Raw genomic sequence first — 26027 nt, forward strand, 5'->3', positions numbered from 1 at the left:
CACTACGAGTGCGCCTCGGCGGCGGCCCGGAGGTCCCGCAGCCAGGCTTCGAGACCCGCACCGAGGAATGCGGTGGAGGTGGGTACATCGGCTTCGACCTGCGCGCCGGTCCAGTTCTCCTCGGTGCGCACCAGCACACCACCCTCCACCTCGGTGAAGGTCCAGACATGGACGCCGTTGTCGATGCGCAGGCCGTCGCCGATTCCGGGACCGCTCCAGCGAATGCACTGCTCGGGCCGCACCTGGTGGACGGAAGAAGTAATGACCAGGGTGGTGGCGGGGGTCGTGGCGGTGGCGGGCGCGGGAGTTGTCCACTGGAACTGCGAGCCATCGCGCAGTGGCCCCTCATCCATGCGCTGCATGCTGGTGACGGGCTGCTGCCAGGCGGGCCAGCGTTCCACATCGGTCTGCAGGTCCCAGATGGTGCTCAGCGGCGCATTGATCAAAGCCTCTGTCCGGTAACGAATTTGGGCATTGTCATCGATCCCGGCCCCGCCGCAGGTCAGCGCGGCCGATTGCGCGGAGTCGATGGTCGTGGTGCCCGGACCGCTCCCGCGACCGGCATCGTCGCTCTCGCTGCCGCACGCGGCCACAGTGGTCAGCGCGACCGTGGCGGCCAGTGGGATCAGGAACCGGGCGGAGCGGGTACCGGGGCTGCGGCGGCTTCGGCGGGTGCTGGACATGATCATTCTCCTCGTCAGAGCTGGTTTCGGTCACCATCGAGTTAGAAGCACTCGATTTAGTTAGAGGTTATAACTCAGATCTGTGAGTGTCAATAAGAAAAGTGATAACCTCTAACGCGACGGTGCTGGTGTCGCGGAACCCGAGAGGAGGCGGTTGACGATGGAAGCCGGTGGGACAGGTTCGAGGGAGCGCTACCGGACCCAGGTGCGCGAGGAGATCAAGCAGCACGCCTGGGACCAAATCGCCACGGCGGGGGTATCCGCACTGTCGCTCAACGCGATCGCCAAGCAGGTGGGCATGAGCGGCCCCGCCCTCTACCGGTATTTCGCGAGCCGCGACGAGCTGATCACCGAACTCATTCGCGACGGTTACCGGAGCCTGGCCGACGCCGTCCGGACCGCGTTCGACTCCGGCGCGGACGTGGCCGAACTGGCCCGCACCGTGCGGGAGTGGGCCAAGCACGACCCGCAGCGGTACTTCCTCATCTACGGCACGCCGGTCCCCGGCTACGAAGCGCCCGACGACACCACCGCGATCTCATCGGAGATCATGACGGTGCTGATCGAGGCCTGCTCGGCGCTGCCGTCGAACCAGCCGGAAACACCATTCGACGCGCACCTCGAGGACCATCGCCAATGGGCCGAGGGCCACTCGGTACCGGCCACCACGCTGCACCGGGCCCTGTCCTTCTGGACCCGACTCCACGGCGTCCTATCCCTCGAACTCGCGGGCCATTTCACCGGAATGGGTTTCGACCCCGCCCTGCTGATCGCCGACGAACTGGATTCCCTTGTGGCGAAATGACTCCATCTATCCGCTAAATCCATTGCAGCGGAGTATCTCTCCGAAGTATTCTGTGGCCTGCGCCCGGTGCGCAGGCTACAGGTACTTCTGGTTCGATCCCTGTTCACTGCCCCGATCTATCGCGGTGAAGCTCAATTGGAGAGCAACCCTGTGACCGACTCGATCTCGGGCGCTCCACGAAAATGGAATGCGGAGTATCGGTCGGACCGATACAGTCTCTCCTCGCGCCCGGTGCACATCGGTACCAGGTACTTCGGGCGTCCAAACTTCCGGCCATCCGCGATTGTCGCGAAAAATAAGATGCGCCAACCTAATTCGCGGGGATACAGTGTTCACTGCGTCCGGTGCGCAGACAGCGGTTACTTCGACTCCTAATCGGCAGGTCGCGGGTTCGAATCCCGCCCGGGTCCATTCATGGGCCCGGTAGCTCAGTTGGCAGAGCGGCTTGTACCGTCGTCGACTTCGATCTCGGACGCCACAAACTTCCGCACCCTCGGGTGCGGAACACACAGCACCTCCCGGTGCGTAGCCCACGGTTACATCATGGATTCCCAATGTGAAATGAAAGTCCGTGGGCGAGAAGAAGAACTCGGGGGGCACGGTGCACCGGCCCGGTGCGCAGACAACGGTTACTTCACACCTGGGATAGATCCGGGGAGCGCCGGTTCGATTCCGGCACGCCTTGATACGGCGTTGGTGCAGTGGCAGAAACAGTACTGTCGTCGCTTCGTCCTCGGGCCACCCGCATTTTGCCTCCCCTGTGCAAATTGGGGGAATTCCTATGGCCAAGTTCAACATCGCCCGTCTGCGCGGAAAGGTAGCGTCCGCTACCGCCGCCGCGACCTCGCCTATCCGCTCCGAGCAGGTGCCTTCCGGCCGCACCCACGAGGGTGCGCCAGGCTACCAGCGCACGGTGCGGGGTGAGCTGTTCCTGTTGGCGGTGTCGAATATGGTCGGGGAGAACACCTTCTACGAATCCGGCGATGCTCGTGACAACCGTTACGCGGCGCTGGTCCGCGAGGCCACCGCTGCCGATCCGGAGTGGACCGCGCGTTTCCTGCGCTGGCTGCGGTCCGAGGCGAATATGCGTTCGGCCGCCCTCGTCGGCGCCGCGGAGTTCACCAAGGCCCGCCTGGATGCCGCGCAGCCCGGAATGTCGCGTCAGGTAGTCGATTCCGTACTTCAGCGCGCCGATGAGCCCGGTGAACTCATCGGCTACTGGCACGCCAATTACGGTCGCGCCCTGCCGAAGCCGCTGAAGCGGGGTCTTGCCGACGCGGTGCGCCGCCTCTACGACGAGCGCTCGCTCGCCAAGTGGGACAGCTCCGCCCGAGCCTTCCGCTTCGGTGACGTGATCGAAATCGCGCACCCCGCTCCGCTGGCCGAGAAGCCATGGCAGGGAGCGCTTTTCGCGCACGCCATCGACCGCCGCCATAATCGGGAGAACGCCATCCCGGACGAACTGCTCACGCTGCGAGCCCGGGCGGAGTTGCTCGCCCTCCCGGTCGAGCAGCGCCGCGCGCTCTTCCAGGACGCCGATCGGGCGCGAGACACATTGCGTGCGGCCGGAATGACCTGGGAATCCGTGGCGGGTTGGCTACAGGGTCCGATGGACGCTGCCGTCTGGGAGGCGCTCATCCCATCCATGGGTTACATGGCCCAACTCCGCAACCTGCGGAACTGGGATGAGGCCGGAGTCTCCGACGAGGTAGCCGCGAAGGTCGCTGCGCGCCTGGCAGATCCGGAGCAGGTCGCCCGTTCCCGGCAGCTGCCCATGCGGTTCCTGTCGGCGTATCGTGCGGCACCGTCGCTGCGTTGGGGTCACGCTCTGGAGAAGGCGCTCGAGGGATCGCTGGCGAACGTCCCGGTACTCCCGGGTCGCACGCTGGTGTTGGTCGACACCTCCGGTTCCATGGATTCGGGTTTCTCCTCCGACGGCACGTTGCTCCGCTGGGACGCCGCCGCTCTCTTCGGCATCGCCTTGGCGGGTCGTTGCGAGCGGGCCGATATCGTCTCGTTCTCGCAGGCCACGCATTGGCAGGGCCGGGACTACCCGGATTCGCTGGTCTTCCCGATGCGCGACCACGAGCCGGTGCTGCGCGCGGTGGAGCGGTGGAAGTCCGACGGCTACTTCATCGGTGCGGGCACCGACACCGCGGGCGCGGTCGAGCGGCACTTCGCCGCCCACGACCGCGTGGTCATCCTCACCGATGAGCAGGGCACCGGCGGTGATGTCGGTACGGCACTGCCCGCGTCGACGCCGCTGTACACGTGGAACCTGGCGGGCTACCGCTACGGCCACGCACCCAGCGGCTCGAACAACCGACACGCCTTCGGCGGACTCAGCGATTCTGCCTTCACGATGATTCCGCTCATCGAGGCCGGTGCGCGCGCCGAGTGGCCGTTCTGACAACGGGATTCACGAGTCGAGCCCGTTCCGGAGTTCCGGAACGGGCTCGATGGTGGCAATGCCACCCCGTCATTCCGGCGTGCTTTTGGCCGGAATCCACCACTATCAGCTCAGGACGCGCCCGAAGACTCATTCTTCTTCAACGACCGCTCGGACGGCTCGGCCGCCGCATCCTCGGCCTCCGGCTGCACCACGCCCGGATCGGTGCCCTCGTCCGCCGCCTGATCCGGCTCCGGATGTTCCGGCGAGAACGTCGCGGGGAGCTTCTTGATGTGCTTGTTCATATTCCAGACGAGCAACACGGTGCCCACCAGGAGCAACAGCACGATAACCAGGCCCAGCGGGGACGCCTTGCCGAACTCCGGACCGGTCGGGGCCGGGTTGGTCTGGGCGAGCAGGGTGATGATCATCGGTTGGTGTCCTCGTCGGCTTCCTGATCGTCGATGCCCGCGAACAGGTCGATCTCCGGTATAGCGGTGCTCACCCTAGTCTGCGCCAACTCGAATTCCTCGGTCGGCCACAACCGCTGCTGCAGTTCGGTGGGGATGGCGAAGAACGCGCCATTGGGGTCGATCTGGGTGGCGTGGGCGCGCAGGGCCTCATCGCGCTGCGGAAAGTACTTGGCGCATTCCACCTGGGTGGTGACCCGGGACATGATGTCGCCGCGTTCGGCCGCGTACTTGCGCATGCGGTCCATCCAGTCCTGCATGGGGAACGGCTCGCCGATGCGCTCGTACTCATCGGAGAAGATCTCGAGCCGGGCCAGGCTGAAACCGTGGTTGTAGTACAGCTTCAACGGCGTCCACGGCTCACCCGCGTCCGGGAAGCGCTCCGGATCACCGGCGGCTTCGTAGGCCTCCACCGACACCTTGTGGCACATGATGTGATCGGGGTGCGGGTAGCCACCCATCTCGTCATAGGTGGTGATGACGTGCGGCTTGAATTCGCGTACGACACGCACCAGCGCCTCGGTGGCCTCGTCCAGGGGCATCAACGCGAAACAGCCCTCGGGCAGCGGCGGCATCGGATCGCCCTCCGGCAGACCGGAATCGACGAACCCGAGCCAGGTCTGCTGGACGCCCAGCGCCTTGGCGGCCTCGGCCATCTCCTCGCGACGCACCTCGGAGATGCGGTCGAGGATGCCGGGAATGTTCATGGCGGGATTGAGAATGTCGCCGCGCTCACCGCCGGTCAGCGTGACGACGAGGACCTCGTGGCCCTCGGCGGCATAGCGCGCGGTGGTCGCCGCACCCTTGCTGGATTCGTCGTCGGGATGGGCGTGCACCGCCATGAGGCGAAGTCCACTCACTTCTCGTTCACCTCACCGATCACAGTCTTCACCTCAATGCTCTCCGCCAAGTCGTCCAGGCAGGGGGTGTCCGATCTCCATTCCCTATAGTTCCATCCGATTGTTATTTGTTCCGACCTACCCCCCGGGAGCGCGCAGTGGTGACCGAAAGACCGGCCGACCGGTACGGAACTGCCCCGCGCAAGACCAGCCGTCTCCTGCTCATTATCGTGGGCGCGATCGTGGCGGTTATCGGCCTCGGTGTCGCCTACCTGGGCTATCAGCAATACGGACCGCAGGAGATCGAGCCGGCGCGGATCGGCTACAACGTGGTCGACGATTCCACGGTGACCCTCGACTTCAAGCTCACTCGCCAGGATCCGAACCAACCGGTCGTCTGTTATGTCCGTGCGCTGGACCCCGACAATATCGAAGTGGGCCGCCGCGAGGTTTTGATTTCCGGCTCCGACAATGAGACCGTTCGGATCGAGACGATCATCCGCACCTCCGCTCGCGCGGGCGCGGCCAATATCTACGGATGTAGCGAGAACGTTCCCGGCTACCTCCGAGCTGGCTGAAAAGTCCGATACGCGACCCGCTTTGGTGCTTCTACCTGCGTATTTCCGAATCGTGCTAAAATGATTCGACACACGGTTCCGGACCTCGGAGCCGTGTTTGCTGCATTGGCGGCCAGCGGTACCGGGAACCTCCCCCAGGATCGCATCAGCCGCTCGACTGTCGCTGTGCCCGCTTCGTGGCGGTTTGCCGCGACGGGTATCAGGGAATCCCGGCTGCGCCGGGAACAACTACTAGGGAGTGATCGAGATGACTGAGACGAACGTGACCTGGCTGACCCCGGAGTCGCACGAGAGGCTCACGAGCGAACTCGGCGCGCTCATTGCCAACCGTCCGGTCATCGCGGCCGAAATCAATGAGCGCCGCGAGGAGGGTGACCTCAAGGAGAACGGTGGCTACCACGCGGCCCGCGAGGAGCAGGGCCAGCAGGAGGCGCGCATTCGCCAGCTGCAGGAGCTCCTGAACAACGCCAAGGTGGGCGTCGCGCCGACCAAGTCCGGCGTCGCGCTGCCGGGTTCCGTTGTCAAGGTCTACTACGACGGCGACGAGGACGACACCGAAACCTTCCTGATCGCCACCCGCGAAGAGGGTCTGAACGGGGGCGATCTGGAGACCTACTCCCCCGCGTCCCCCCTCGGCGGCGCGCTGATCGACGCGAAGGTCGGCGACACCCGCGAGTACACGCTGCCGAACGGGAAGACCATGAAGGTCACCCTCGTCAGCGCCGAGCCCTACCACAGCTGACCGGAGCACTTCGGGCTTCGCGGCCCCCGGTCCTACCGGACCGGGGGCCGCAGTGCTGATCGGGCAGGAATGCCACACCCGGCCGCTCCGCGCGAACCGGTCCGATACCGGACCGGGGATCGCGGTGAAAGGCCGCAATACCCCCTCGGATTCGTCCAGCGACACAGCGGATATCGCGTCGCGACCGTGGGAGCCAACCGTGCCGTAGGAGGTGCGGACCGGTTCGCCACCACGGCCACGAGCGGTATCTCGCCGGGAAGAGCGTCCTGCCGAGGCTGAAACACGAACGGCCGCTCCGGATCTCATCCGGAGCGGCCGTTTGCTGTCATAGGCTGACACTGCGACGACATTCTCGTCATTCCGGCGCGCTTTTGGCCGGAATCCACCGCGATCAGGGTGTGGATGCCTGCCGGGATGACGAGGACGAGTCGAGCGGCGATGCGGTACTACCTCAAGCGAGCGCCTGCTCGATATCAGTGAGGAGGTCGCTGACGTCCTCGATGCCGACCGACAGGCGGACCAGGTCGGCGGGGACCTCGAGGGCGGAGCCCGCGGTGGAGGCGTGGGTCATCGCGCCCGGGTGCTCGATCAGCGATTCCACACCGCCGAGGGATTCGGCGAGGGTGAAGAGTTTGGTGCGGGCGCAGAAGTCTAGTGCCGCCTCCTTGCCGCCGTGAACGCGGACCGAGATCATGCCGCCGAAGCGGTGCATCTGCTTCTGGGCGATGGTGTGGCCCGGGTGCTCGGGGAGGCCGGGGTAGATGACCTGGGCGATCTTCGGGTGGTTGGCGAGGAACTCGGCCAGGGTCTCGGCATTGTCGCAATGGCGATCCATGCGCAGGGCCAGGGTCTTGATGCCGCGCAGGGTGAGGAAGGCGTCGGTGGGGCCGGGGACCGCGCCCGCACCGTTCTGCAGGAAGGCGAACTTGGCGTCCAGCTCCTGGTCATTGGTTATGAGCGCGCCGCCGACCACATCGGAGTGACCGCCGATGTACTTGGTGGTCGAATGGATGACGATATCCGCGCCGAGCAGCAGCGGCTGCTGCAGGTACGGGGAGGCGAAGGTGTTGTCCACCACCAGTTTCGCGCCACCGGCATGCGCGACCTCCGCGATGGCGGCGATGTCACCGATATTGAGCAGCGGGTTGGTGGGGGTCTCGATCCACACCAGTTTGGTATTCGGGCGCATGGCCGCGGCCACCTGCTCCGGATCGGTCACCGCGGCCACCGAATACTCGATACCCCACTCGGTGAAGACCTTGTCGATCAGCCGGAAGGTGCCGCCGTACGCGTCGTTCGGGATCACCAGATGATCGCCGGGGCGCAGATTGGCGCGCAGCGCGCAGTCGGTGGCCGCCATACCCGAGGCGAACGCGCGACCGTAACTGCCCGATTCCAGCGCGGCCAGATTGGCCTCGAGCACCGTCCGGGTGGGATTACCGGTGCGGGCGTACTCGTAGCCGCCGCGCATACCGCCCACGCCGTCCTGGGCGAAGGTCGAACTCGCGTAGATGGGCACGTTCACCGCACCGGTCTGCGGGTCGGGGTCGAACCCGGCGTGTACGGCCCGTGTGGAGAAACCCAGCTGATCGCTCATGCCCGAGCCTCGCTGACGCTCGCTCCGGCATGCGCGAAGCGCGCTGTGTCGACGATTCGTTCGCTGCGCTCACTCATGCGGCCGAGTCTATTGGGCGGGCCGATCGCCACGAATTCGCGGTGGGCAACCTCACCGATGGGCAAAATCGCGGCGCTGGCGGGAATAGCACCGGCATCGATCACCGGGTCCGGAACAACGTGGTAGTACTGAGAAAATGAGCGCTGAGAACGCCGACAACTCCAAGCCGGACGACGACGTCATCGAGCTGGCCACCAAGATCTTCGACCTGGCGCGCCGAGGCGATGCCGAGACACTGGCCGCCTACCTGGACGCGGGCGTCCCCCTCGAACTCACCAATGCCCGCGGCGACGGGCTTCTCATGCTGGCCGCCTACCACGGCCACCGCGACGCCACCAAGATCCTCCTCGACCGCGGCGCGGATCCGAACCGGGCCAATGACGACGGCCAAACCCCACTCGCGGGCGCGGTCTTCAAGGCCGAACCCGATATCGTCCGCGACCTGCTGGCCGCCGGTGCGGACCCGGACGGCGGCAGCCCGTCGGCCCGCGACGCCGCCGAAATGTTCGGGCAGACCACGCTGCTGAAGCTCTTCGACGCACGCCCCTGAAGCTGTCCCGCCTCCACTCCCCCGCCTCCCCGAATCTTCAGCGCCCGGCCGAGAGCCGTTGACACTCGTGCACGCGTGCCGGCGGTGGGGAGCCGAGCCGATTTCGGGCGTACCCGACGAGTTACCCCGACCGTTGCGAGATCAGTCGTTGCGTTTCGTATCGAGAGCAGGACAACTGTTTGATTGACGGCGTGATGTTGGAACCTGCCCGGTCATCCCGGCGCGCCTGTGGCCGGGATCAACATTTGCCGTATCGCAACAGATCTCATGCGTGGTTTCGCGGCTGTCTGGATGGATTCGGCCACATGGGTGGCGGAATGATGTTTGGACACAGGCGGGCGCGAGCGCGCCGGATGCTGGTCGATCGGGGTTGACGAACCTATGACAGGTGGGTATCGCGGCGCGGCGTTGTGGGTTGACTACGCCCGGTTCTAGGGTGAAGCGCATGGTCACCGTAGATGAGCTGTTCGCTTTCGAATCCCTGCTCTCCGACGAGGAGCGGGAGATTCGGAATACCGTGCGTGCCTTCGCGGCGGAACGGCTGCGGCCGCATGTGGCGGATTGGTTCGAGGAGGGGACGTTCCCGGCTCGGGAGATCGCGCCGGAGCTGGGGAAGCTCGGGCTGCTCGGGATGCATCTCGAGGGATACGGGTGCGCGGGGACCTCCGGGACCGCCTACGGGCTCGCCTGTATGGAGCTGGAGGCGGTGGATTCCGGTGTGCGGAGCATGGTTTCGGTGCAGGGGTCACTCGCCATGACCGCCATTCACAAGTACGGGTCCGAGGAGCAGAAGCAACGGTGGCTGCCGGGGATGGCCGCGGGGCAGATCATCGGATGCTTCGGGCTGACCGAGCCCGACTTCGGATCGAATCCGGGCGGAATGCGCACGCGGGCGCGTCGCGATGGTGACGACTGGGTGCTCGACGGGTCGAAGATGTGGATCACCAACGGGTCGGTGGCCGATGTCGCGATCGTGTGGGCGCAGACCGTCGAGGGTGAGCGCCAAGTTATTCGCGGATTCGTAGTGCCCACGGACGCACCGGGTTTCAGCGCCAATGAAATGCATCGCAAGCTGTCGCTGCGCGCGTCCATTACCGCGGAACTGTCATTGGACGGTGTGCGGCTGCCCGCCGATGCCGTGCTGCCGGAGGCACGTGGCCTGGCCGGACCGCTGGGCTGCCTGAGCGAAGCCCGCTTCGGCATTATCTTCGGCGCGCTCGGTGCGGCACGCGACTGCCTCAGCGCCGCAATCGATTACGCGCGCACCCGTGAGGTATTCGATAAACCCCTGGCGGGCTACCAGCTCACCCAGGCCAAGCTCGCGGATATGGCCGTCGCACTCGGCACCGGACAGCTCCTCGCCGTGCACCTGGGTCGGCTCAAGGACCGCCATGAGATTCGTCCGGAGCAGATCAGCGCGGGCAAGCTCAACAGCACTCGCGTGGCCATCTCCATCGCGCGCGAATGTCGCACGATTCTCGGCGCGAACGGCATCACCCTCGAGTACCCGGTACTGCGGCACGCCAACAATCTGGAATCCGTACTCACCTACGAGGGCACCGCGGAAGTTCATCAGCTGGTACTCGGCGAGGCGCTCACCGGATCCAAAGCATTTCGCTGATTTACCCATTTGCGACAATGCGCGAAAACTCACAGTTGCGAATGCCCGACGATTGCTAGCATGAGCGGGTGTTTTTGCTCGGCTCCGCGTTGCTCGAAGTGTCGGCACGCAAGACTTTGAAACGCCTGCACCGCACACACGGAGTTCCGGCCCGCGTCGCCGCTACGGAATTTCCGGCGGTATCGGCACTGGTGGATCAGCATGCCGCCGCGGTTCGCGACATTCTCGAAATGGGAGTGGAGAATTCGCGCAGCGTGCCGGCGAGCGTGCTGCTGGCCGGATATGCGCGCGGGCTACTCGGGAACGACCTGGACGTGCCCGATGCCGCCCCCGCGGACCCACACGACTGGGTGGGGGCCGACTGGTTACACCTGCGACTGGCTGGCGTGTGTGAACTCGCCAGGGTCGCCTGAGGCGCTCGCCCGCGGGAGGGTGGATTCCGGCCACAAGCACACCGGAATGACGGGTCGCACGGCCCCGATCGGAATGACGGGGTGGCACGGACCGATCGAAACGACCTACCGAACCCGCGATGGCTCACGCTGCGACGGGTTGCGGTTGACCGCGCGACAGTTCGGAGCCGCGACGGGTCACCTCACCACCATGGAGGTCGCGGCGCCGCATGGAGACGTGGCAGCGGCCGCGTACCTCCTGGGTACGCGGCCGCTGTCGTAGTCGGATCGGTCAGTAATTGTCCGGGGGCAGATCCCAACCCGGCGTCATTCCGCCGGGGCCGGAGGATCCACCGCGTTCCGTCGGTCCACCGGGGCCGGATTGCCCCATCGACCCGCCGGAACCCGACTGCCCGCCACCGCGGCCGGGCTGTTCGGATCGCTGGGTGTATCCCGGCGCAGAACCGGAACCCGGTTGTACCCCACCGTATCCCGGTTGCGCCCCACCGTATCCCGGCTGTGCGCCACCGTATTGCCCGCCGTGCCCCGGGCCGGCCGCCACCGGCTGATCGGCCCACTTTCCGGGCGGTTGCTGCTGACCGCGCATAGCCTGCTGCTGTGCGGACTCACGCTGACGAGCGGCGTCCTCACGACCCCGCTGATATGCCTGCGCATGCCCCTTGATCTCGGGCATCTCACCCTCGAGGGCATTGAGCCAGCGGTCCCAGCGAGCCTGCATGGGCCGCACCAGACCACCGCCGAAGCCGATGACCAGCACGCCGCCGATGGTGGCGAGCACGGTAATGAGGATCGGCATGGTGACCGAGGTAGCGACGCCGATCTGATTGAGCGCCGCGATAATGCCTATGCCCCAAACGAATACGGAGGCGAACCGGCCGAGCATCCGGCCGTATTCGAGACCGCTGAGCATATTCGAGACCAGATCCATCACCGCGTGGGCGATCGCGCCCGCGATACACACGATGACAATCGCGACCGCCGCGCGCGGCAGCCAGGCCACGATCCCGTTGAGCATGGTGCTCACCGGATTCGGTCCGAAGACGCCGAAGCCCAGTTGCAGGGTGATCAGCAAGATCGCGTAGTAGGCCAGCTTCCCGAGAATCCCGGTGGCGTCGTAGTCGCTATTGGCGAGCATGGCCTTGATGCCACCGCGCTCCACCATGCGGTCGAAGCCGATGCGGTGCAGTATTCGCACCACCAGGCTCGCGACCACCTTCGCCACTATCCAACCGACGATGAGGATGACCAGGAAGCCGAGCAGTTTGGGCACGAACGTGGCAATAGAACTCCAGGCGTCCGAAAGCCCTGTCTGGATATCGATAGCCAAACTGGAGGTGTTCATGAACCCCGTCCCTTCGCTATCCGTTCCAGCCGGGTTGCCAGAACTAGCTCCACAGGCGGTTATACCCCCTAGAAGAACACCCCAATTGGCAGTTTGCGAAAAAGTTGCCAATTAGGGTGTCCGGGCGCCTGTGGGACGCGAGATCAGTACGCGCCGAAGACGTTGTCCATCGAGCCGTAGCGGTGCGCCGCGTAGTTGCAGGCCGCCACGATATTGGCGACCGGATCCCACACATCGAACGGCGTGCCCTCCACGTGGTAGGCAGCGAAGGTCGGGTCGATCACCTGGAGCAGGCCCTTGGACGGAATGCCCATGGCCGCATTGGAGTCGTACAGGTTGATGGCCGCCGGGTTGCCGCTCGACTCGCGGATGATGTTGCGGAAGATGCCGTCGTAGCTGCCGGGGATGCCCTTGGCATGCATGATGTCCAGCGCCTGGCGGATCCAACCGTCGAGGTTGTTCTCATACGCCGGGGCGGGAGCCGGCGCGGGCGCGGGGGCCGGGGCCGGAAGTTCGGGGGCGGGCATTGCCGCGGGAGCCGTATCGGGCAGCGCCTCGGCGGCCGGAGCAGCGGCCGCGGCAGGGGCGGCGGCGGCGAGGGTCTCGGCCAGGGCGACCTTCTGGACCTCACCGGGGGTGGCGTTACCGCCAGCGGTAGCGATGGCGCCGAAAACGCCGACCGCGAGCACAGCGGCGCTGGCGGTACGGGCGGCGGCAACCACCTTGCTACGTTTATGGGGACAGTTCAGTGCGTTCAGGGTTCTTGTGGGCATGGCGAAGTAGGATTCCTTGTCGGTCTCGGCCGTCGCTTGGCCTGGAGGACAGCGCTGAAGTACGCGAGCGCCGGGAGGCGCCCGCTGTGCGCTATCGGTTTGTGGATGCGGGGCTGCATTCAAACCCGTTACGGGCGAAGAGGATTCAATCCCTAGCAGCGCGCGAGGTGCACTTGCCTACGCGACGTGAACGGCCAATGTGGCCGCGATGCCTCCCGGCACCGGCGTCGTCATCGTTTTCCGCATCAGCGTTCAAACTCCTCGCGCCAATCAGACTTGCGGTCTGTTTCTTGCAAGGTCACAGCTTGATTGCGTTACATGAACGCCGCCTGAACTACAGTTGAACCACAGGTGAACCTCACCAATGTAAGTTTCGCTCACCTGGTCGAATTCCAGCCCTGACCTGGCCATTCTGTTCCAAACTGAAAGTGATGCAGCTCACTCAAAAAGTTACCGTATCTTGCTCGACAAGGTCGAATTTGACCATTTATCGGCGTGTCGCAATCGATTGGCTAACGGTTTGGGGCGTCCCACGCCCCCCGTCGTGACCACATTACCGGCGGTCAGCGGCATGGATTCGGACCGCCGCGGCGCTCAAGGGGTAACCGGCACCAGCTCGGCATCGACTCGCGGAACCGCGCGTGCGCGGCCGAATTGTCGGCGCAGAGCGCGCATGATCAGAGGAAGCAGCAGCACCATCAGCAGTAGGCGGATGCTCTGCACGCTCGTAATGAGGGGCATATTGGCATCCATACCCTCGGCGGTGGCCAGAACGGCATTGATTCCACCGGGGGTGGTGGCCAGATACAGGTCGGACAGTTCCAGGTCCACCAGCAGGGTCAACCCCAGGGCCAGTGCCGCGACCAGGCTGGAGAGCGCCACGATAGCGGCGGTCATGCCCGGGATCATGCGAGCCATCTCCACCACCACGCTGCGGGTGAACCGGGTACCGACCTCGAAACCGATGAGCACGAACAGCAATTCCTTCAACAGGTTGGTCGGCGCGTAGCCGTGGCTGACACCGAACGCCGTGAGCAGCGCGGTGAGCACCATCGGGCCGATGAGTGCGGGACTCGGCAGGCGCAGCCGTCGACCGACGCGAATACCGATGAGGCACAGCACAATCGCGATCGACAGCCCGGCAACCTGATCGCCGCGACCGACGAGCATCCAGTGCGGCAGATCGGGATTGGTGACCGAACCGCCCAATGTGGCTGCGCCGTAGTCTTTCCGGTCACCGTCATCGAGTATCGCCGCCAGGGCGGGCGCACTCAATGCCACCATGGCCACCCGCAGATACTGCATGAACGCCACCCGCCGCGGGTCGGCCTCGAGCTCATCGGCCACCGCCACCACCGCCGCCGATCCACCCGCCAACAGTCCGAGCGTGGCAGTCGGCAACTCCACCTTGGCAATTCGCGCGAATACCACCGCGATTCCGATACTCACCAGCACCGTCGCGGCGGTCACCACCAAAACCGGCAGCAGCTCCCACCCGATCGTGGACAGTAGCGACACCTCGAGATAGCTACCCATGAGCACACCGAGCATGGCCTGCACCCCGAGCGACACCTCACGCGGCAGCGGCGCGGGTAGCCACCTCATCATCGCCAACCCCGCCCCGGCCACGATCGCCACCACCATCTGCGGTGCGGGAAATCGGGTGCGCTCCAGCAGTTCCGCGATACCGAGCACCACGACGAGGAGCGCCGCCCACGAGACCACCTGCCACCGGTTCATGCCAGTTGATCGTTCTCGCCGAGTATGAACGGGCAGTTAAAAGCCAGTTATCGTGGCGGACACGCCGTAGTGATTCCCACCGCACTGTGGGTACGGCTGTCTGGCGGGTCATCGCGGCACGACTGCCGTCATAACCGCGGCCGGATCACCGTCGTCATTGCGTGCCGGGCGGCCGCTCAGCGGGCGACCGGATGAACCGCAAGTTTCGTGAAGAACCACCCGTCATCCCGGCGCGCTTGTTGGCCGGGATCCAGACTGCGCGGCACCCATTCGAGTGTGGATTCCGGCCAAAAGCACGCCGGAATGACGGGGAGACAATGCGGGCTAGCAACACAGTGCCGCGCCTGAAAGTAGGCGCGGCACTGACGTTTTCAGCTCACTTCGGATTCAGCCTCAGTGGCCGAGGGCTCCCGTGCTCAGGAAGCCCAGCAGGTCGTGGCGGGTGATGACGCCGACCGGCTTGCCGTCCTCGACGACCATGAGGGCGTCGGTGCTCTCCAGGGCCTTGGTGGCCGAGGAGACCGGTTCGCCGGAGCCGATAAGAGGGAAGGCGGGGCTCATATGCTGTTTCACCGAATCGGTGAGGTGGGCGCGGCCCTCGAAGACCGCGGAGAGCAGGTCGCGCTCGGTGACGCTGCCCGCGACCTCGCCCGCCATGACGGGGGGTTCCGCGCCGACGACCGGCATCTGGGAGACGCCGTACTCCCGCAGGATCTCGATGGCGTCGCGCAGGGTTTCCTGCGGATGGGTGTGCACCAGGTCCGGGAGTGCGCCGGACTTGCCGCGCAGCACATCGCCGACGAGGGGCTCTTCGGTGGAGCCGTCGAGGCGGCTCCGCAGGAAGCCGTAGGACTGCATCCACTGATCGTTGAAGATCTTGGACAGGTAGCCGCGGCCACCGTCGGGCAGCAGCACCACGACCACGGCGTCGGGATCGCGCTCGGCGACCTTCAGGGCCGCGACCGCGGCCATACCGCAGGAACCGCCGACGAGCAGGCCCTCTTCCCGGGCGAGGCGACGGGTCATCTCGAAGGAATCGGCATCGGAGACGGCGATGATCTCATCGGGGATGGCCGCGTCGTAGGCGCTGGGCCAGAAATCCTCGCCGACGCCCTCGACCAGGTACGGCCGTCCGGTGCCGCCGGAGTAGACCGAGCCCTCGGGATCCGCGCCGATGATCTTCACCTTGCCGCCGGAGACCTCCTTGAGGTACTTGCCGGTGCCGGAAATGGTGCCGCCGGTGCCGACGCCCGCCACGAAGTGGGTGACCTTGCCGTCGGTATCGGCCCAGATTTCCGGACCGGTGGTCTCATAGTGCGACTCGGGGCCGCCGGGGTTGGAGTACTGGTCCGGCTTCCACGCGCCCGGGATTTCCCGCACCAGGCGGTCGGAGACGTTGTAGTAGCTGGTCGGATCCTCCGGCGCGACGGCGGTCGGGCAGACCACGACCTCGGCGCCGTAGGCGCGCAAAACGTTGCGCTTGTCCTCGCTGACCTTGTCGGGGCAGACGAAGACGCATTTGTAACCGCGCTGCTGCGCGACCAGCGCCAGACCCACACCGGTATTACCGGAGGTCGGCTCGACAATGGTGCCGCCCGGCTTCAGCAATCCGGCTTCCTCGGCGGCGTCGATCATCTTGACGGCGATACGGTCCTTGGAACTTCCGCCGGGATTGAGGTATTCGACCTTCGCCGCCACCAGTCCCGAGTTCGGACCCACCACGGAGTTCAGCCGGACCAGTGGGGTGTTGCCGATCAGATCGACGACATGGTTAGCGATGCGCATACCCCCCATCGTTGCAGAAAGGAGATCCGGGCCTTCGCGCACGTCGGGCCCGCGGCGATTGCGGGCCACTACCCTCGAGGCATGAGGTCGCCGTCGAGCGTTCGCATCCCCGCCTTGCTCGTAAGTCTCGCCGCCGCCGCGGTGGTCGTCGCGGCCGCACCCGCCTCCGCGCAGACCGTTGAATTCCCGCAGGTACCAAGCCTTATGCGCAACGGTTACTGCGGGGGCAGCATTCGCACCTGGGCCGAGACCGGTAAGGAATTCCCGGGGCGGGCCATCTTCAATGTGCAAGCGCTGCCCATCGCCGGAGTGGGTCCGGGCCCCTATTCGTTCGCGCCGCTGTGCGAGACGGTCACCACGGTCGCCTGGCGAAATATGGATACCGGTGCGGTCGGCGAATATCGAGTGACCGTGGTGGCGGGTATCTACGGCAGCATCCAGTACGCGTTGTTCCAGGACACCGGGCCGGGCCGCATCGACGTCACGGTCTACACGGATATGCCGAATGTGCCGCAACGCGGGAGCTTCACGGTGGCCGATGCACCGGAACCGGCGCCCGCCGAAGCAGTCGACTGAACCGCCGAAACAGCTGCCCAGTGAGAAATCCCACCGTCACTGCCTGGGATACCGGCATACCGGATGTTTCCCCGCTCACACGGCCGTCGTAGATTCGAAGTGGTTCTTCACCCCCTGCAAATAAGGAGTCCTCATGGCAGAGGCCGTCATCGTTTCGTATGCCCGTTCGCCGATCGGCCGCGCCGGCAAGGGTTCGTTGGTGAGCATGCGACCCGACGACCTCGCGGCTCAGATGGTGCGTGCGGCGCTGGACAAGGTGCCTTCGCTCGCCCCGTCCGATATCGACGACCTGATGCTGGGCAATGGTCAGCCCGCCGGCGAGGCCGGCTTCAATATGGCTCGCGCGGTGGCCGTGCAGCTGGGCTACGACTTCATGCCCGGTGTCACCCTCAACCGCTACTGCTCCTCCTCGCTGCAGACCACCCGGATGGCCTTCCACGCCATCAAGGCGGGCGAGGGTGACGCGTTCATCTCCGCCGGTGTGGAGACGGTTTCGCGCTTCCCGAAGGGCACCGCCGACGGCTGGCCCGACACCCACAACCCGATGTTCGCCGAGGCCGAGGCCCGTACCGCGGCCACCGCGCAGTCGAACGCCACCTGGACCGACCCGCGCGAGAACGACATCCTGCCGGACGTCTACATCGCCATGGGCCAGACCGCGGAGAATGTCGCCACCTTCACCGGTATCTCCCGCGAGGACCAGGACCACTGGGCCGTGCGTTCGCAGAACCGGGCCGAAGAGGCCATCGAGTCGGGCTTCTTCGAGCGGGAGATCACCCCCGTCACGCTGCCCGACGGCACCGTTGTCAGCACCGACGACGGCCCGCGCGCCGGCACCACCTACGAGAAGATCTCGCAGCTGAAGCCGGTCTTCCGTCCCGACGGCACCATTACCGCCGGTAACGCCTGTCCGCTCAATGACGGCGCGGCCGCACTGGTCATCATGAGCGACACCAAGGCCAAGGCGCTGGGCCTGACCCCCCTTGCCCGCATTGTGTCCACCGGTGTCTCCGGCCTGTCCCCCGAGGTCATGGGCCTCGGCCCGATCGAGGCGGTTCGCAAGGCCCTCGGCAATGCGAGTATGGCCATCGGCGACCTCGACCTCTACGAGATCAATGAGGCCTTCGCGGTGCAGGTGCTCGGCTCGGCCCGCGAGCTGAAGATGGACGAGGACAAGCTGAACGTGTCCGGCGGCGCGATCGCGCTGGGCCACCCGTTCGGTATGACCGGTGCCCGCATCACCGCGACGCTGATCAACAACCTGCAGACCCAGGACAAGCAGTTCGGTCTGGAGACCATGTGTGTCGGTGGCGGCCAGGGCATGGCGATGGTCATCGAGCGCCTCAGCTGAGTCGCGGCATTTCCGCAGCCCGGCTGGGAAGCTGATTGGGCCGCCCGACCTTACGGTCGGGCGGCCCAAGTCGTTCGGCGGAAGAGCGGGGGCGTTGCCCCACACCCGCTATTACCTGCTGAGTAATCGACTTCGAACGCGGGAATGGGAAGCATCAAGAGCAGCAGAGCAATTCCCACCGAGGAGTCACAGATGCCCACCTACGCGGTCGCCTACATGTACGACGTCGACTTCAATGCCGAGCTCATCGAATACATCGAAAAGATCGACGAGACGCTCACGCCCTACGGCGGGAAGTTCCTCGCCCACGGTGGACGGCAGAAGGCTGCGGAAGGCCCCGCCAATGCCGCCGTCGTAATCCTGGAATTCCCCGAATACCAAACGGCCATGGACTGGTACCGCTCCCCCGCATACCAGGAGATCCTGCCGCTCCGAGTCGAGAACACCACCAGCGTCGCAATCCTCGCCGAGGGCTGCGGAGACGACCACAAGTCAGTCGACCTATTGACGCAGTTCGGGATTCAGCGCTGATTCCCGCTCCGCGGAGCGGACAGCGGACGGACACGACAGCGGACGGGCACCGAACCCGGTGCCCGCCCGCTCATTTCGTCCCGAGGGCGGTAGCCCTGATTTCCCCGACTCACCCCAGGGCTCCCAGCGAGTCCCACGTCCTACTGAGCTGGACGATATCGCCAGCCGACCCTGGCATCCCCGCGTGCTTTTGGCCGGAATCCACTACTCGTCGAAGGTGGATTCCGGCCAAAAGCACGCCGGAATGACGAGGGGACGCGACATTACACGTTCAAGCTCCGTAAGACGCTAGGTCGAGGCTCCCGCCCCGACACGAGAACCAGCGCGAGTGCCGCACCGGCGAGAACGGCTCGGGGAGCCCGCCTCGTGTGAGGCGGACTCCCCGAGAGTCGTTTCGCTTATCGGGGTTCGGGGGCGAAGCCCCTGAGAGTCCCGAGAGTTGGCCCTAGTCGTTGTTGAAGTACGACAGCAGTCGCAGGATCTCGATGTACAGCCACACCAGGGTGACCGTCAGACCCAGTGCCACGCCCCAGGCCGCCTTCGCGGGGGCATTGGCGCGGATCAGCTGATCGGCGGCGTCGAAGTCCAGCAGGAAGCTGAACGCCGCGATGGCGATGACCACGAGGCTGAAAATGATGGCGATGGGGCCGCCGTCGCGCAGACCGAAACCGCCCGGGGTGAAGAACGCGGCGACCATATTGCCGAGTGCCAGGACCAGGACGCCGATCATGGCGCCGACGATCATGCGGGTGAACCGCGGGGTGACGCGAATGGCGCCGGTCTTGTAGACGACCAGCATGCCGAAGAACACACCGAAGGTGCCGAGCACCGCCTGCGCGATCATGCCCGCGCCGCCGACACCGCCGAATTCGACGCCGGTGAACATGTACGACAGCGCGCCCAGGAACAGGCCCTCGAACCCCGCGTAGCTCAGCACGATGGCCGGGTTGTCCTGCTTACGACCGAAGGCCGCCACCAGCACGAGCACGAAGCCGACGATTCCGCCGACCAGGACGAGCGGCAGGGCCAGATTGTGGTTGGCGGAGGTAAGGCCGTAGGACAGAATCGCGCCGAGGGTGACCACACCGAGCGTGATGCCGGTCTTGGTGACCACATCGTCGATGGTCATGGGCCGCGTGGTGGGCACCGGCATCTGCTGGTTTCCATACGGCGGGTAACCCGCCGGCGGCTGCTGGCCATAGCCGTAAGGCTGCTGCGTGAATTGTCCGGCTCCAGCGGTCGCCGACCCGAAGCCGGCGTAGCCACCGCCCTGCGGCTGCTGCTTCGACAGGTTCTTGAAGACCGGGTTGCTTGTGGTGCGCAAGGCGCGTCCCTTTCTGGAGTCGTGGCGCACGGAGTTCGTGGCCTCGTTCTTAAAGTCTCCAACGTGTCACGGCGGGCAGCGGTTCCCGACACCCACCGTGCATCGGACAAAACGGACTTTACCGTTCAGAGTTGACTCATGACCTTATCGGCAATGAACTCCAGGTGGTCGAGGTCACTCAGATCCAGCATCTGCAGGTAGATCCGGCTGGTCCCGGCGGTCTCGGCATAGCGGCCGATCTTATCGACCACCTCCGCCGGACTACCGGCCAGACCATTGGCCTTCAGCTCGTCGACTTCGCGGCCGATCACGGCGGCGCGACGGGCGACCTCGGCATCGTCGGAACCCACGCAGGCGATCAAAGCGTTGGAGTAGACCAGTTCCTCCGGATCGCGTCCAGCCTCCTTGACAGCACCGCGCACCCGTGCGAACTGCGCGGCACTGTCCTCGATGGAGGCGAACGGAATATTGAACTCGTCCGCGTACCGCGCGGTCAGGCGCGGTGTCCGCTTGGCGCCGAGCCCGCCGATAATCACCGGGATCTTCGCCTGCGCGGGCTTGGGCAGCGCGGGCGAATCGGTGAGGCTGTAGTGCTTGCCGACGTAGTTGAAGGTCTCCCCCGCCGGGGTGCCCCACAGGCCGGTGAGTACGGCGAGCTGTTCCTCGAAGCGCGCGAACTTCTCGTCCGGGAACGGGATGCCGTACGCGGCGTGCTCGGCTTCGAACCAGCCCGCACCGAAACCGAATTCGACGCGACCGCCGGACATGGCGTCCACCTGGGCGACCTGGATGGCGAGGACGCCCGGGTAGCGGAAGGTGGCCGAGGTCATGAGCGTGCCGAGCCGAATGCGCCGGGTCTCCCGCGCGAGTCCGGCGAGGGTGGTCCAGGCGTCGGTGGGGCCAGGCAGCCCGTCGCCGTCACCCATCTTCAAGTAGTGGTCGGAGCGGAAGAAGGCGTCGTATCCCAAATCCTCGGTGGCCTTGGCCACGGCGAGGAGGGTGTCATAGGACGCGCCCTGCTGCGGTTCGGTGAAGATTCGAAGATCGATTCGGGGCATGCGTCCATTCTGCTCGCCGGACCGTGTGGTCGGCTTACCGGCCGTCGTCGAACCCACTGTCGAAGGTGCTGCTGTCGTGCAGGCCGCGTACCGACCGCGTCACGGTGAACTTGCGATTGCGGCCGATCACCTCGGTCCTCCCGACCATGCGCTCCATGACACCGCGGTAGTTGAGATGGGTGTTGTAGACGGTCCACAGTTCACCGCCCGGTCGCAGCACCCGGCCGGTCTGCTGGAACATCTTGATGGCCGAACCCGTGTGCACGGCCGCCCCGACATGGAACGGCGGATTGCACAGCACCAGATCGGCACTGTGGTCGGGCACAGTGGACATGGCGTCATCGCGCACCACCGTCACCCGCCCCGCGACCGCATTGGCCTCGGCGGTGGCCCGAGTGGAGGCCACCGCGGCCGCCGACTGGTCGGTCGCGGTGACCCGCAGGCCCGGACGGGCTTTGGCGAGCGCGACCGCGAGAATGCCGGTACCGCAACCGAGATCGATGGCCTCGCGGGCATCGGGCTTCATCCGCTGTAGATAGTCGAGCAGAAAGCGGGTGCCGATATCCAGGCGCGAGCCGGAGAAGGCCGCACCGTGTGCCACCACATCGAGCTCGCGGTCCTCGAGTCGATTGCGCACCGGGAAGGGCGGTGCCGCCGGGGTTTTGGGATCGGTGGCGAGTAGTACGCGCGACTTCTGCCGTCCACGACTGGCGCGCACCGAGTCGAAGGATTCAGCCAGTACCTCGTTCATGGCGGGGGTCAGGTACTTATCGCGACCGCCCGCGAAAACCTCGACCTGTGGATCGGCGTAGCGGGCAATGGCGTCGGCGATCTCCGCCAGCCCGGACAGGGCACGCGGCAGTCGCAACAGCACCACGCGCACATTCTCGAGCAGACCGCGGCCGAGTTCATGCGCGACGTAACGGTCGCTGAGTCCGACCAGGCGGGCATTATTGGCCAGCGCCTGCTCGCCGGTGAGCAGGTCCTGATGCACCCGCACCTCGCGCAGATCGTGGGCGGCGATCGCGCCGAGCGTGAGCGCGCCGTACCCGTCGTCGATCACCGCGACCCGTCCGCTGCCCGCTGCGGCAAGGGAATCGGCGGCAACATCGAGCAGCAACCGATCCGCGGCGTCGACCGCGTAGAGGTTCACCGCCTCCACATCGGGATACCGCCGCAACCGGCTCAATACGTCCTCGACCTCAACCACACCTACAGTGTGCTAGATCATTGCCGCGCCGTCCCATTCGGCCGGTTCATTGTGCTGAGCAACGGCGTCGTAGCCGCGCGTCCATTCAGCGACACGGAAAACCCCGCGCGATTCCCACGCGGATTTTGCGGCTAATCGGGTTGCTGATCTTTCGCCTGTCGAGGGCGCGGCATCATGGTCGAGGCCGCCACCATCACGGCCGCCATGACCGCGACGCCGATGAACACCATGTGGATGGCGGGGGCGAGGATCTCCGGGGCCGGGTGATCGGTGGCGCCGACCCGGGAGTTCACCAGCGCGCCGAAAACGGCCACGCCGAGGGCACTGCCGAGGGATCGGCAGAACATATTCGTCGCGGTGACCACCCCGCGTTCGGACCAGTCGGCGGTGGTCTGGGCGGCAATGAGGGTCGGCGTGGCGACCAGGCCCATACCGGCCCCGACAATGAAGCAGCCGACCGCGATCTGCAACAGGCCGGACTCGGCGGTGACCAGCAGCAGGGTGAGCGCACCCGCCGTGCCGAGCGAACTGCCGATGACGGCGGTACGACGGAAACCGATGCGCAGGTACACCTTTCCCGCCTGCGAGGCGGCCAGCGGCCAACCCATGGTGAGCGCGCCCACGGTGAGGCCCGCCATGAGCGCGCCGGTGCCGAGGACACCCTGGGCGAAAGTCGGCACGTACGAGGTCAATCCGAGAATGACCGCGCCGATGAGCAGGGAAATCGAACTGCTGACCACCACGACGCGGCGGGTGAACACCCACATCGGCAGAATGGGATTGGCGGCGCGGCGCTCGACGAATCCGAAACCGATCAGCACCAGGGTGCCGCCGATGAACAGGGCCAGACTCTGTGCCGAGTTCCACGCCCAGGCCTGGCCGCCCTCCAGCAGCGCGAGCATGAGCCCGCCCGCGCCCACGGTGAGTAGCCCGGCCCCCAGGTAGTCGATGCGATGCGATCGCCGGGGTGCGCTCTCGGTGAATTTGCGCATCAGCATCCACGCGGCCAGGGCCGCGAGCGGCAGATTGATCAGGAAGATCCAACGCCAGCTGACGTACTCGGCGAAAACACCGCCCAGCAGCGGCCCGAGAACCGAGGAGGCGGCCCATACGCTCGCCAGGTAGCCCTGCACCTTGGCGCGTTCGGCGACCGAGTAGACATCCCCGGCGATCGTCATGGACATGGGCGCGACCGCGCCCGCACCGATACCCTGTACCGCCCGGAAGATAATGAGCGCGATCATGCTGGTGGCCAGGCCGCACAGTAGCGATCCGAGCGCGAAGACCGCGATACCGAAGAGCATGATCGGTTTGCGCCCGACCATATCGGCGAGCTTCCCGTAGATCGGGACCGTCACCGCCTGTGCCAATAGGTAGATCGAGAACAGCCACGGGAATTGGGAGAACCCGCCGAGCTGGTCGGTGATGGTGAGGACCGCGGTGGCGATAATCGTGGAATCCAACGCCACCAGCGATGTCGCCATCATGAGCGAGATGAGCAGCGGTCCGCGTTCGGATCGGAAGCCGACACCGGCGCGGACGTCGGTGGCCGTCATCAGCACCCCTCTTTCGTTAGCCCGACTCATTAGCTGAGTCGAAGACTTTCATGGGCCGCTATCGGTGACCGCGCCACCCCCTAGACGGATTCCCCAGGGGCCGCCACCTACCTCACAGGGCGGCGACGAGCTCGCGCAGCACCGGCAGACTCACCGATCTGGAGCCGAGCACCACATCATGAAATGCCTTGATATCGAAGGCCGATCCGGGCCGTTCCCGCGCCTGCTGGCGCTGCCGCTGGATTTCCAGCTGGCCCACCTTGTAGGCGACGGCCTGACCCGGCATGGCGATATAGCGGTCCACCTCGATGCGGATTTCCTCGATACCGACCGGCGCATTGGCGACCATGAAGTCGATGGCCTGCTGGCGGGTCCAGCCCTTGGCGTGCAGGCCGGTGTCCACCACCAGGCGGCAGGAGCGCCAAGAGTCACCGGCGAGCATGCCGATCCGGCCGAGATCATCGGCGTACAAGCCCATTTCGTCGGCGAGGCGTTCGGTGTAGAGCGCCCATCCCTCCACGAAGGCGGTATTCGAGAAGGACTGCCGTTGGAAGCGCGGCAGATGGTCGAGTTCATTGGCGATGGTCAGCTGGAGATGGTGGCCGGGAATGGCCTCGTGGTAGGCCACCGACGCCGTCTCGTAGCGGTTGCGACCCTTGGCGTCGTACTGATTGACGAAGTAGGCGCCATTGCGGGAACTGTCGGCGGCGGGCGGAAAGTAATACGCGGCAGGCGAATCCGCGGCCAGGAAATCCGGGACGGGCACGATATCGCAGGACTGCCGGGGCAGCCTCCCGAACCAGTCGCCCATGACCGCGGTGGCACCGGCCAGGCAGCGGCGGGCATCGGCCATGATCTCCTCGCCGTTGTCGTAGCGCAGGCCGGGGTCGCGGCGCAGCCGGGTGAAGATATCGCCGAGATCGGTGGTGTCGAACAGGCGCGCGCCGACATCCCCGTATTCCTTTCGCAACCTGTCCAATTCGGTGCGGCCGAGGTCGTGGATCTCGTCCGCGCCGAGGTCGGGCAGGGTGGTGTGATGACGCAGCAGGCGACGGTAGATATCGGCACCGTCATCGCCGAGCCAGCACAGACCGGGCTGATCGTCGGAGCGGGCGGCGGGCAGGAGTTCGGTGGCCAGGGCGTCGCGGTAGGCGGCGAAGGCCGGGCGGATGATATCGCGTGCCACCTCGGCAAGCTCTGCGCGCCAAGCCGATTCGCCGGACCAGCCGTCCGGGCCGGGGAAGGTGACGAAGGGGTCGGCGGCGATATCGGAACCGAGGTAGCTGTCGAGCTGGTTGAGCGACCGTGTGATGGCGATGCGGGCGGGGGTGCGCCCAGCGGCCAGACCGTCGCGGAAGCGTTGCACCGCCTGGGACATGAGTTCGCCGAACTGCCGGTAGCGCCGGACCAACAGCTCGGCATTCTCAGGCTGGGGCGCGTTGATCTGCGGCGCCATGGTGAGCATATTGGCGTGGATGCCGGTCATCTGATCGGATGCCATTTCGGCGGGCCGCCACCGCGAATGTTCCACCGCCGAGGCCAATTCGGCACGCAGCAGACTCCGGGTGATCCGATCGGAATCACTGAGCCGCCCAGCATCGAGAGCGTCGACTTCACCCAGCAGACCCTGCCAGGCCGCCAGCAGCCGCTCATCGGCCGCCACCGACAGATCCTCGATACGGTCATCGAATCGCCTGTCCCCCAACAGGGTCGCATCACTGGGTGCCGACTCCAGCAGGGTGTCCCAGTATCGGTCCGCCAGTTCGATCAACTCGTCGTGTGCGTCCATGCACTTCATCATGCCGCAGTCGCTCCGACAATCCCCGCGAGTTTCACCCGCTCGGTCACCGCAGTTGGACACTGCAGTCGGCGACCTGCCCGGTCACCACCCGTCATCCCCGGCATGGTTTGGCCGGATCCATATCTCTCCACACGGGCGTGGATTCCGGCCAAACGCACGCCGGAATGACGAGGGAGCTCACGCACGCCCGGGTGACGAGGGGCCGAGCACGTCGA

At 65.8% G+C, this 26027-nt stretch carries 23 protein-coding genes and 1 tRNA gene; 11 read left to right on the forward strand and 13 right to left on the reverse strand.

The features are described 5' to 3' along the window. Window positions 1-2: 2 nt before the first annotated feature. A complete protein-coding gene (locus tag NU1_RS05155) occupies window positions 3-683 on the reverse strand; it encodes an SRPBCC family protein (protein ID WP_084521022.1) in 681 nt (226 codons plus the stop codon). A 160-nt stretch (window positions 684-843) separates the two neighbouring features. On the opposite strand from NU1_RS05155, the gene NU1_RS05160 reads away from it, so the two are divergent. The 3 genes from NU1_RS05160 (at window position 844) to NU1_RS05170 (ending at window position 3898) form a co-directional block, all read left to right on the forward strand. Beyond that, a complete protein-coding gene (locus tag NU1_RS05160; RefSeq protein WP_084520994.1) occupies window positions 844-1488 on the forward strand; it encodes a TetR/AcrR family transcriptional regulator in 645 nt (214 codons plus the stop codon). A gap of 343 nt (window positions 1489-1831) precedes the next feature. After that, a tRNA-OTHER gene (locus NU1_RS05165) sits at window positions 1832-1899 on the forward strand. 370 nt (window positions 1900-2269) lie between these two features. Next, window positions 2270-3898 carry a TROVE domain-containing protein gene (locus tag NU1_RS05170; protein ID WP_067517917.1) on the forward strand — a complete coding sequence of 543 codons (1629 nt, stop codon included), beginning with the start codon at window positions 2270-2272 and terminating at the stop codon, window positions 3896-3898. A gap of 110 nt (window positions 3899-4008) precedes the next feature. On the opposite strand, the gene NU1_RS05175 is transcribed toward NU1_RS05170, so the two are convergent. Together NU1_RS05175 and mca are read right to left on the reverse strand one after the other, a co-directional pair. Beyond that, a complete protein-coding gene (locus tag NU1_RS05175; RefSeq protein ID WP_067517918.1) occupies window positions 4009-4308 on the reverse strand; it encodes a hypothetical protein in 300 nt (99 codons plus the stop codon). Beyond that, entirely contained in the window at window positions 4305-5189 is an 885-nt protein-coding gene (gene mca, locus NU1_RS05180) for a mycothiol conjugate amidase Mca (protein ID WP_067517920.1), read from the reverse strand. Before mca ends, NU1_RS05175 begins: the two co-directional genes overlap by 4 nt. 158 nt (window positions 5190-5347) lie before the next feature. Between mca and NU1_RS05185 the strand changes: the two genes are divergently transcribed. Together NU1_RS05185 and greA are read left to right on the forward strand one after the other, a co-directional pair. After that, complete coding sequence (locus NU1_RS05185) at window positions 5348-5764, forward strand: DUF4307 domain-containing protein (protein WP_067518355.1); 417 nt, start codon at window positions 5348-5350, stop codon at window positions 5762-5764. 247 nt (window positions 5765-6011) lie between these two features. Beyond that, a complete protein-coding gene (gene greA / locus NU1_RS05190) occupies window positions 6012-6506 on the forward strand; it encodes a transcription elongation factor GreA (protein ID WP_067517922.1) in 495 nt (164 codons plus the stop codon). A 451-nt stretch (window positions 6507-6957) separates the two neighbouring features. Here the strand turns inward: greA and NU1_RS05195 are convergent, their stop codons facing one another. Further along, window positions 6958-8103: a cystathionine gamma-synthase gene (locus tag NU1_RS05195; RefSeq protein ID WP_067517924.1), complete on the reverse strand. Its 1146-nt coding sequence runs from the start codon at window positions 8101-8103 to the stop codon at window positions 6958-6960. A gap of 214 nt (window positions 8104-8317) precedes the next feature. On the opposite strand from NU1_RS05195, the gene NU1_RS05205 reads away from it, so the two are divergent. From NU1_RS05205 to NU1_RS05215, 3 genes are all read left to right on the forward strand, one after another. Continuing rightward, window positions 8318-8731 (forward strand): ankyrin repeat domain-containing protein, encoded by a 414-nt coding sequence (locus NU1_RS05205; RefSeq protein WP_067517928.1) that lies wholly within the window; start codon window positions 8318-8320, stop codon window positions 8729-8731. 445 nt (window positions 8732-9176) lie between these two features. Continuing rightward, complete coding sequence (locus NU1_RS05210; RefSeq protein WP_067517930.1) at window positions 9177-10352, forward strand: acyl-CoA dehydrogenase family protein; 1176 nt, start codon at window positions 9177-9179, stop codon at window positions 10350-10352. Window positions 10353-10420: 68 nt separating this feature from the next. Continuing rightward, window positions 10421-10765, forward strand: coding sequence for a DUF6401 family natural product biosynthesis protein (locus NU1_RS05215; protein WP_067517932.1), 345 nt, complete (start codon window positions 10421-10423; stop codon window positions 10763-10765). Window positions 10766-11036: 271 nt separating this feature from the next. Here NU1_RS05215 and NU1_RS05225 read toward each other — a convergent pair whose 3' ends face one another. The 4 genes from NU1_RS05225 to NU1_RS05240 form a co-directional block, all read right to left on the reverse strand. Continuing rightward, on the reverse strand, window positions 11037-12107 hold the full coding sequence (locus NU1_RS05225; RefSeq protein WP_084520996.1) for a mechanosensitive ion channel family protein: 1071 nt from the start codon (window positions 12105-12107) through the stop codon (window positions 11037-11039). A 143-nt stretch (window positions 12108-12250) separates the two neighbouring features. Continuing rightward, window positions 12251-12880, reverse strand: a complete 630-nt coding sequence (locus NU1_RS05230) for a transglycosylase SLT domain-containing protein (protein ID WP_067517935.1) — start codon at window positions 12878-12880, stop codon at window positions 12251-12253. Window positions 12881-13474: 594 nt separating this feature from the next. Next, complete coding sequence (locus tag NU1_RS05235) at window positions 13475-14620, reverse strand: AbrB family transcriptional regulator (RefSeq protein ID WP_084520997.1); 1146 nt, start codon at window positions 14618-14620, stop codon at window positions 13475-13477. A gap of 393 nt (window positions 14621-15013) precedes the next feature. Beyond that, window positions 15014-16405 (reverse strand): cystathionine beta-synthase, encoded by a 1392-nt coding sequence (locus NU1_RS05240; RefSeq protein WP_067517937.1) that lies wholly within the window; start codon window positions 16403-16405, stop codon window positions 15014-15016. An 81-nt stretch (window positions 16406-16486) separates the two neighbouring features. Here NU1_RS05240 and NU1_RS05245 point away from each other — a divergent pair, with 81 nt between their 5' ends. From NU1_RS05245 to NU1_RS05255, 3 genes are all read left to right on the forward strand, one after another. Further along, window positions 16487-16981, forward strand: coding sequence for a hypothetical protein (locus NU1_RS05245; protein WP_067517938.1), 495 nt, complete (start codon window positions 16487-16489; stop codon window positions 16979-16981). Between the two features lie 133 nt (window positions 16982-17114). Next, window positions 17115-18332, forward strand: a complete 1218-nt coding sequence (locus tag NU1_RS05250; RefSeq protein WP_067517940.1) for an acetyl-CoA C-acetyltransferase — start codon at window positions 17115-17117, stop codon at window positions 18330-18332. Between the two features lie 192 nt (window positions 18333-18524). Continuing rightward, window positions 18525-18863 (forward strand): DUF1330 domain-containing protein, encoded by a 339-nt coding sequence (locus NU1_RS05255; protein WP_067518358.1) that lies wholly within the window; start codon window positions 18525-18527, stop codon window positions 18861-18863. A gap of 445 nt (window positions 18864-19308) precedes the next feature. On the opposite strand, the gene NU1_RS05260 is transcribed toward NU1_RS05255, so the two are convergent. From NU1_RS05260 to NU1_RS05280, 5 genes are all read right to left on the reverse strand, one after another. Continuing rightward, the gene (locus tag NU1_RS05260; protein ID WP_067517942.1) at window positions 19309-20187 is read right to left on the reverse strand and encodes a Bax inhibitor-1/YccA family protein; all 879 of its coding nucleotides are present in this window, start codon (window positions 20185-20187) and stop codon (window positions 19309-19311) included. A gap of 125 nt (window positions 20188-20312) precedes the next feature. Continuing rightward, window positions 20313-21236: an LLM class F420-dependent oxidoreductase gene (locus tag NU1_RS05265; protein ID WP_067518360.1), complete on the reverse strand. Its 924-nt coding sequence runs from the start codon at window positions 21234-21236 to the stop codon at window positions 20313-20315. Window positions 21237-21279: 43 nt separating this feature from the next. Next, entirely contained in the window at window positions 21280-22455 is a 1176-nt protein-coding gene (locus NU1_RS05270; protein WP_067517943.1) for a class I SAM-dependent methyltransferase, read from the reverse strand. Between the two features lie 131 nt (window positions 22456-22586). Continuing rightward, window positions 22587-24011 carry an MDR family MFS transporter gene (locus NU1_RS05275; protein ID WP_067518362.1) on the reverse strand — a complete coding sequence of 475 codons (1425 nt, stop codon included), beginning with the start codon at window positions 24009-24011 and terminating at the stop codon, window positions 22587-22589. Window positions 24012-24123: 112 nt separating this feature from the next. Continuing rightward, window positions 24124-25782, reverse strand: coding sequence for a DUF885 domain-containing protein (locus NU1_RS05280; protein WP_371859771.1), 1659 nt, complete (start codon window positions 25780-25782; stop codon window positions 24124-24126). Window positions 25783-26027: the final 245 nt, after the last annotated feature.

Source organism: Nocardia uniformis NBRC 13702 (assembly GCF_001613345.1).
In the GTDB taxonomy this organism is placed as follows: Bacteria; Actinomycetota; Actinomycetes; order Mycobacteriales; family Mycobacteriaceae; genus Nocardia; species Nocardia uniformis.

Excerpts from the sequence above, each read along its gene's own strand:
- NU1_RS05155 (WP_084521022.1), bottom strand. The coding sequence starts at position 683 with ATGTCCAGCACCCGCCGAAGCCGCCGCAGCCCCGGTACCCGCTCCGCC.
- NU1_RS05160 (WP_084520994.1), top strand. The coding sequence starts at position 844 with ATGGAAGCCGGTGGGACAGGTTCGAGGGAGCGCTACCGGACCCAGGTG.
- NU1_RS05170 (WP_067517917.1), top strand. The coding sequence starts at position 2,270 with ATGGCCAAGTTCAACATCGCCCGTCTGCGCGGAAAGGTAGCGTCCGCT.
- NU1_RS05175 (WP_067517918.1), bottom strand. The coding sequence starts at position 4,308 with ATGATCATCACCCTGCTCGCCCAGACCAACCCGGCCCCGACCGGTCCG.
- mca (WP_067517920.1), bottom strand. The coding sequence starts at position 5,189 with ATGGCGGTGCACGCCCATCCCGACGACGAATCCAGCAAGGGTGCGGCG.
- greA (WP_067517922.1), top strand. The coding sequence starts at position 6,012 with ATGACTGAGACGAACGTGACCTGGCTGACCCCGGAGTCGCACGAGAGG.
- NU1_RS05195 (WP_067517924.1), bottom strand. The coding sequence starts at position 8,103 with ATGAGCGATCAGCTGGGTTTCTCCACACGGGCCGTACACGCCGGGTTC.
- NU1_RS05205 (WP_067517928.1), top strand. The coding sequence starts at position 8,318 with ATGAGCGCTGAGAACGCCGACAACTCCAAGCCGGACGACGACGTCATC.
- NU1_RS05210 (WP_067517930.1), top strand. The coding sequence starts at position 9,177 with ATGGTCACCGTAGATGAGCTGTTCGCTTTCGAATCCCTGCTCTCCGAC.
- NU1_RS05225 (WP_084520996.1), bottom strand. The coding sequence starts at position 12,107 with ATGAACACCTCCAGTTTGGCTATCGATATCCAGACAGGGCTTTCGGAC.
- NU1_RS05230 (WP_067517935.1), bottom strand. The coding sequence starts at position 12,880 with ATGCCCACAAGAACCCTGAACGCACTGAACTGTCCCCATAAACGTAGC.
- NU1_RS05235 (WP_084520997.1), bottom strand. The coding sequence starts at position 14,620 with ATGAACCGGTGGCAGGTGGTCTCGTGGGCGGCGCTCCTCGTCGTGGTG.
- NU1_RS05240 (WP_067517937.1), bottom strand. The coding sequence starts at position 16,405 with ATGCGCATCGCTAACCATGTCGTCGATCTGATCGGCAACACCCCACTG.
- NU1_RS05245 (WP_067517938.1), top strand. The coding sequence starts at position 16,487 with ATGAGGTCGCCGTCGAGCGTTCGCATCCCCGCCTTGCTCGTAAGTCTC.
- NU1_RS05250 (WP_067517940.1), top strand. The coding sequence starts at position 17,115 with ATGGCAGAGGCCGTCATCGTTTCGTATGCCCGTTCGCCGATCGGCCGC.
- NU1_RS05255 (WP_067518358.1), top strand. The coding sequence starts at position 18,525 with ATGCCCACCTACGCGGTCGCCTACATGTACGACGTCGACTTCAATGCC.
- NU1_RS05275 (WP_067518362.1), bottom strand. The coding sequence starts at position 24,011 with ATGACGGCCACCGACGTCCGCGCCGGTGTCGGCTTCCGATCCGAACGC.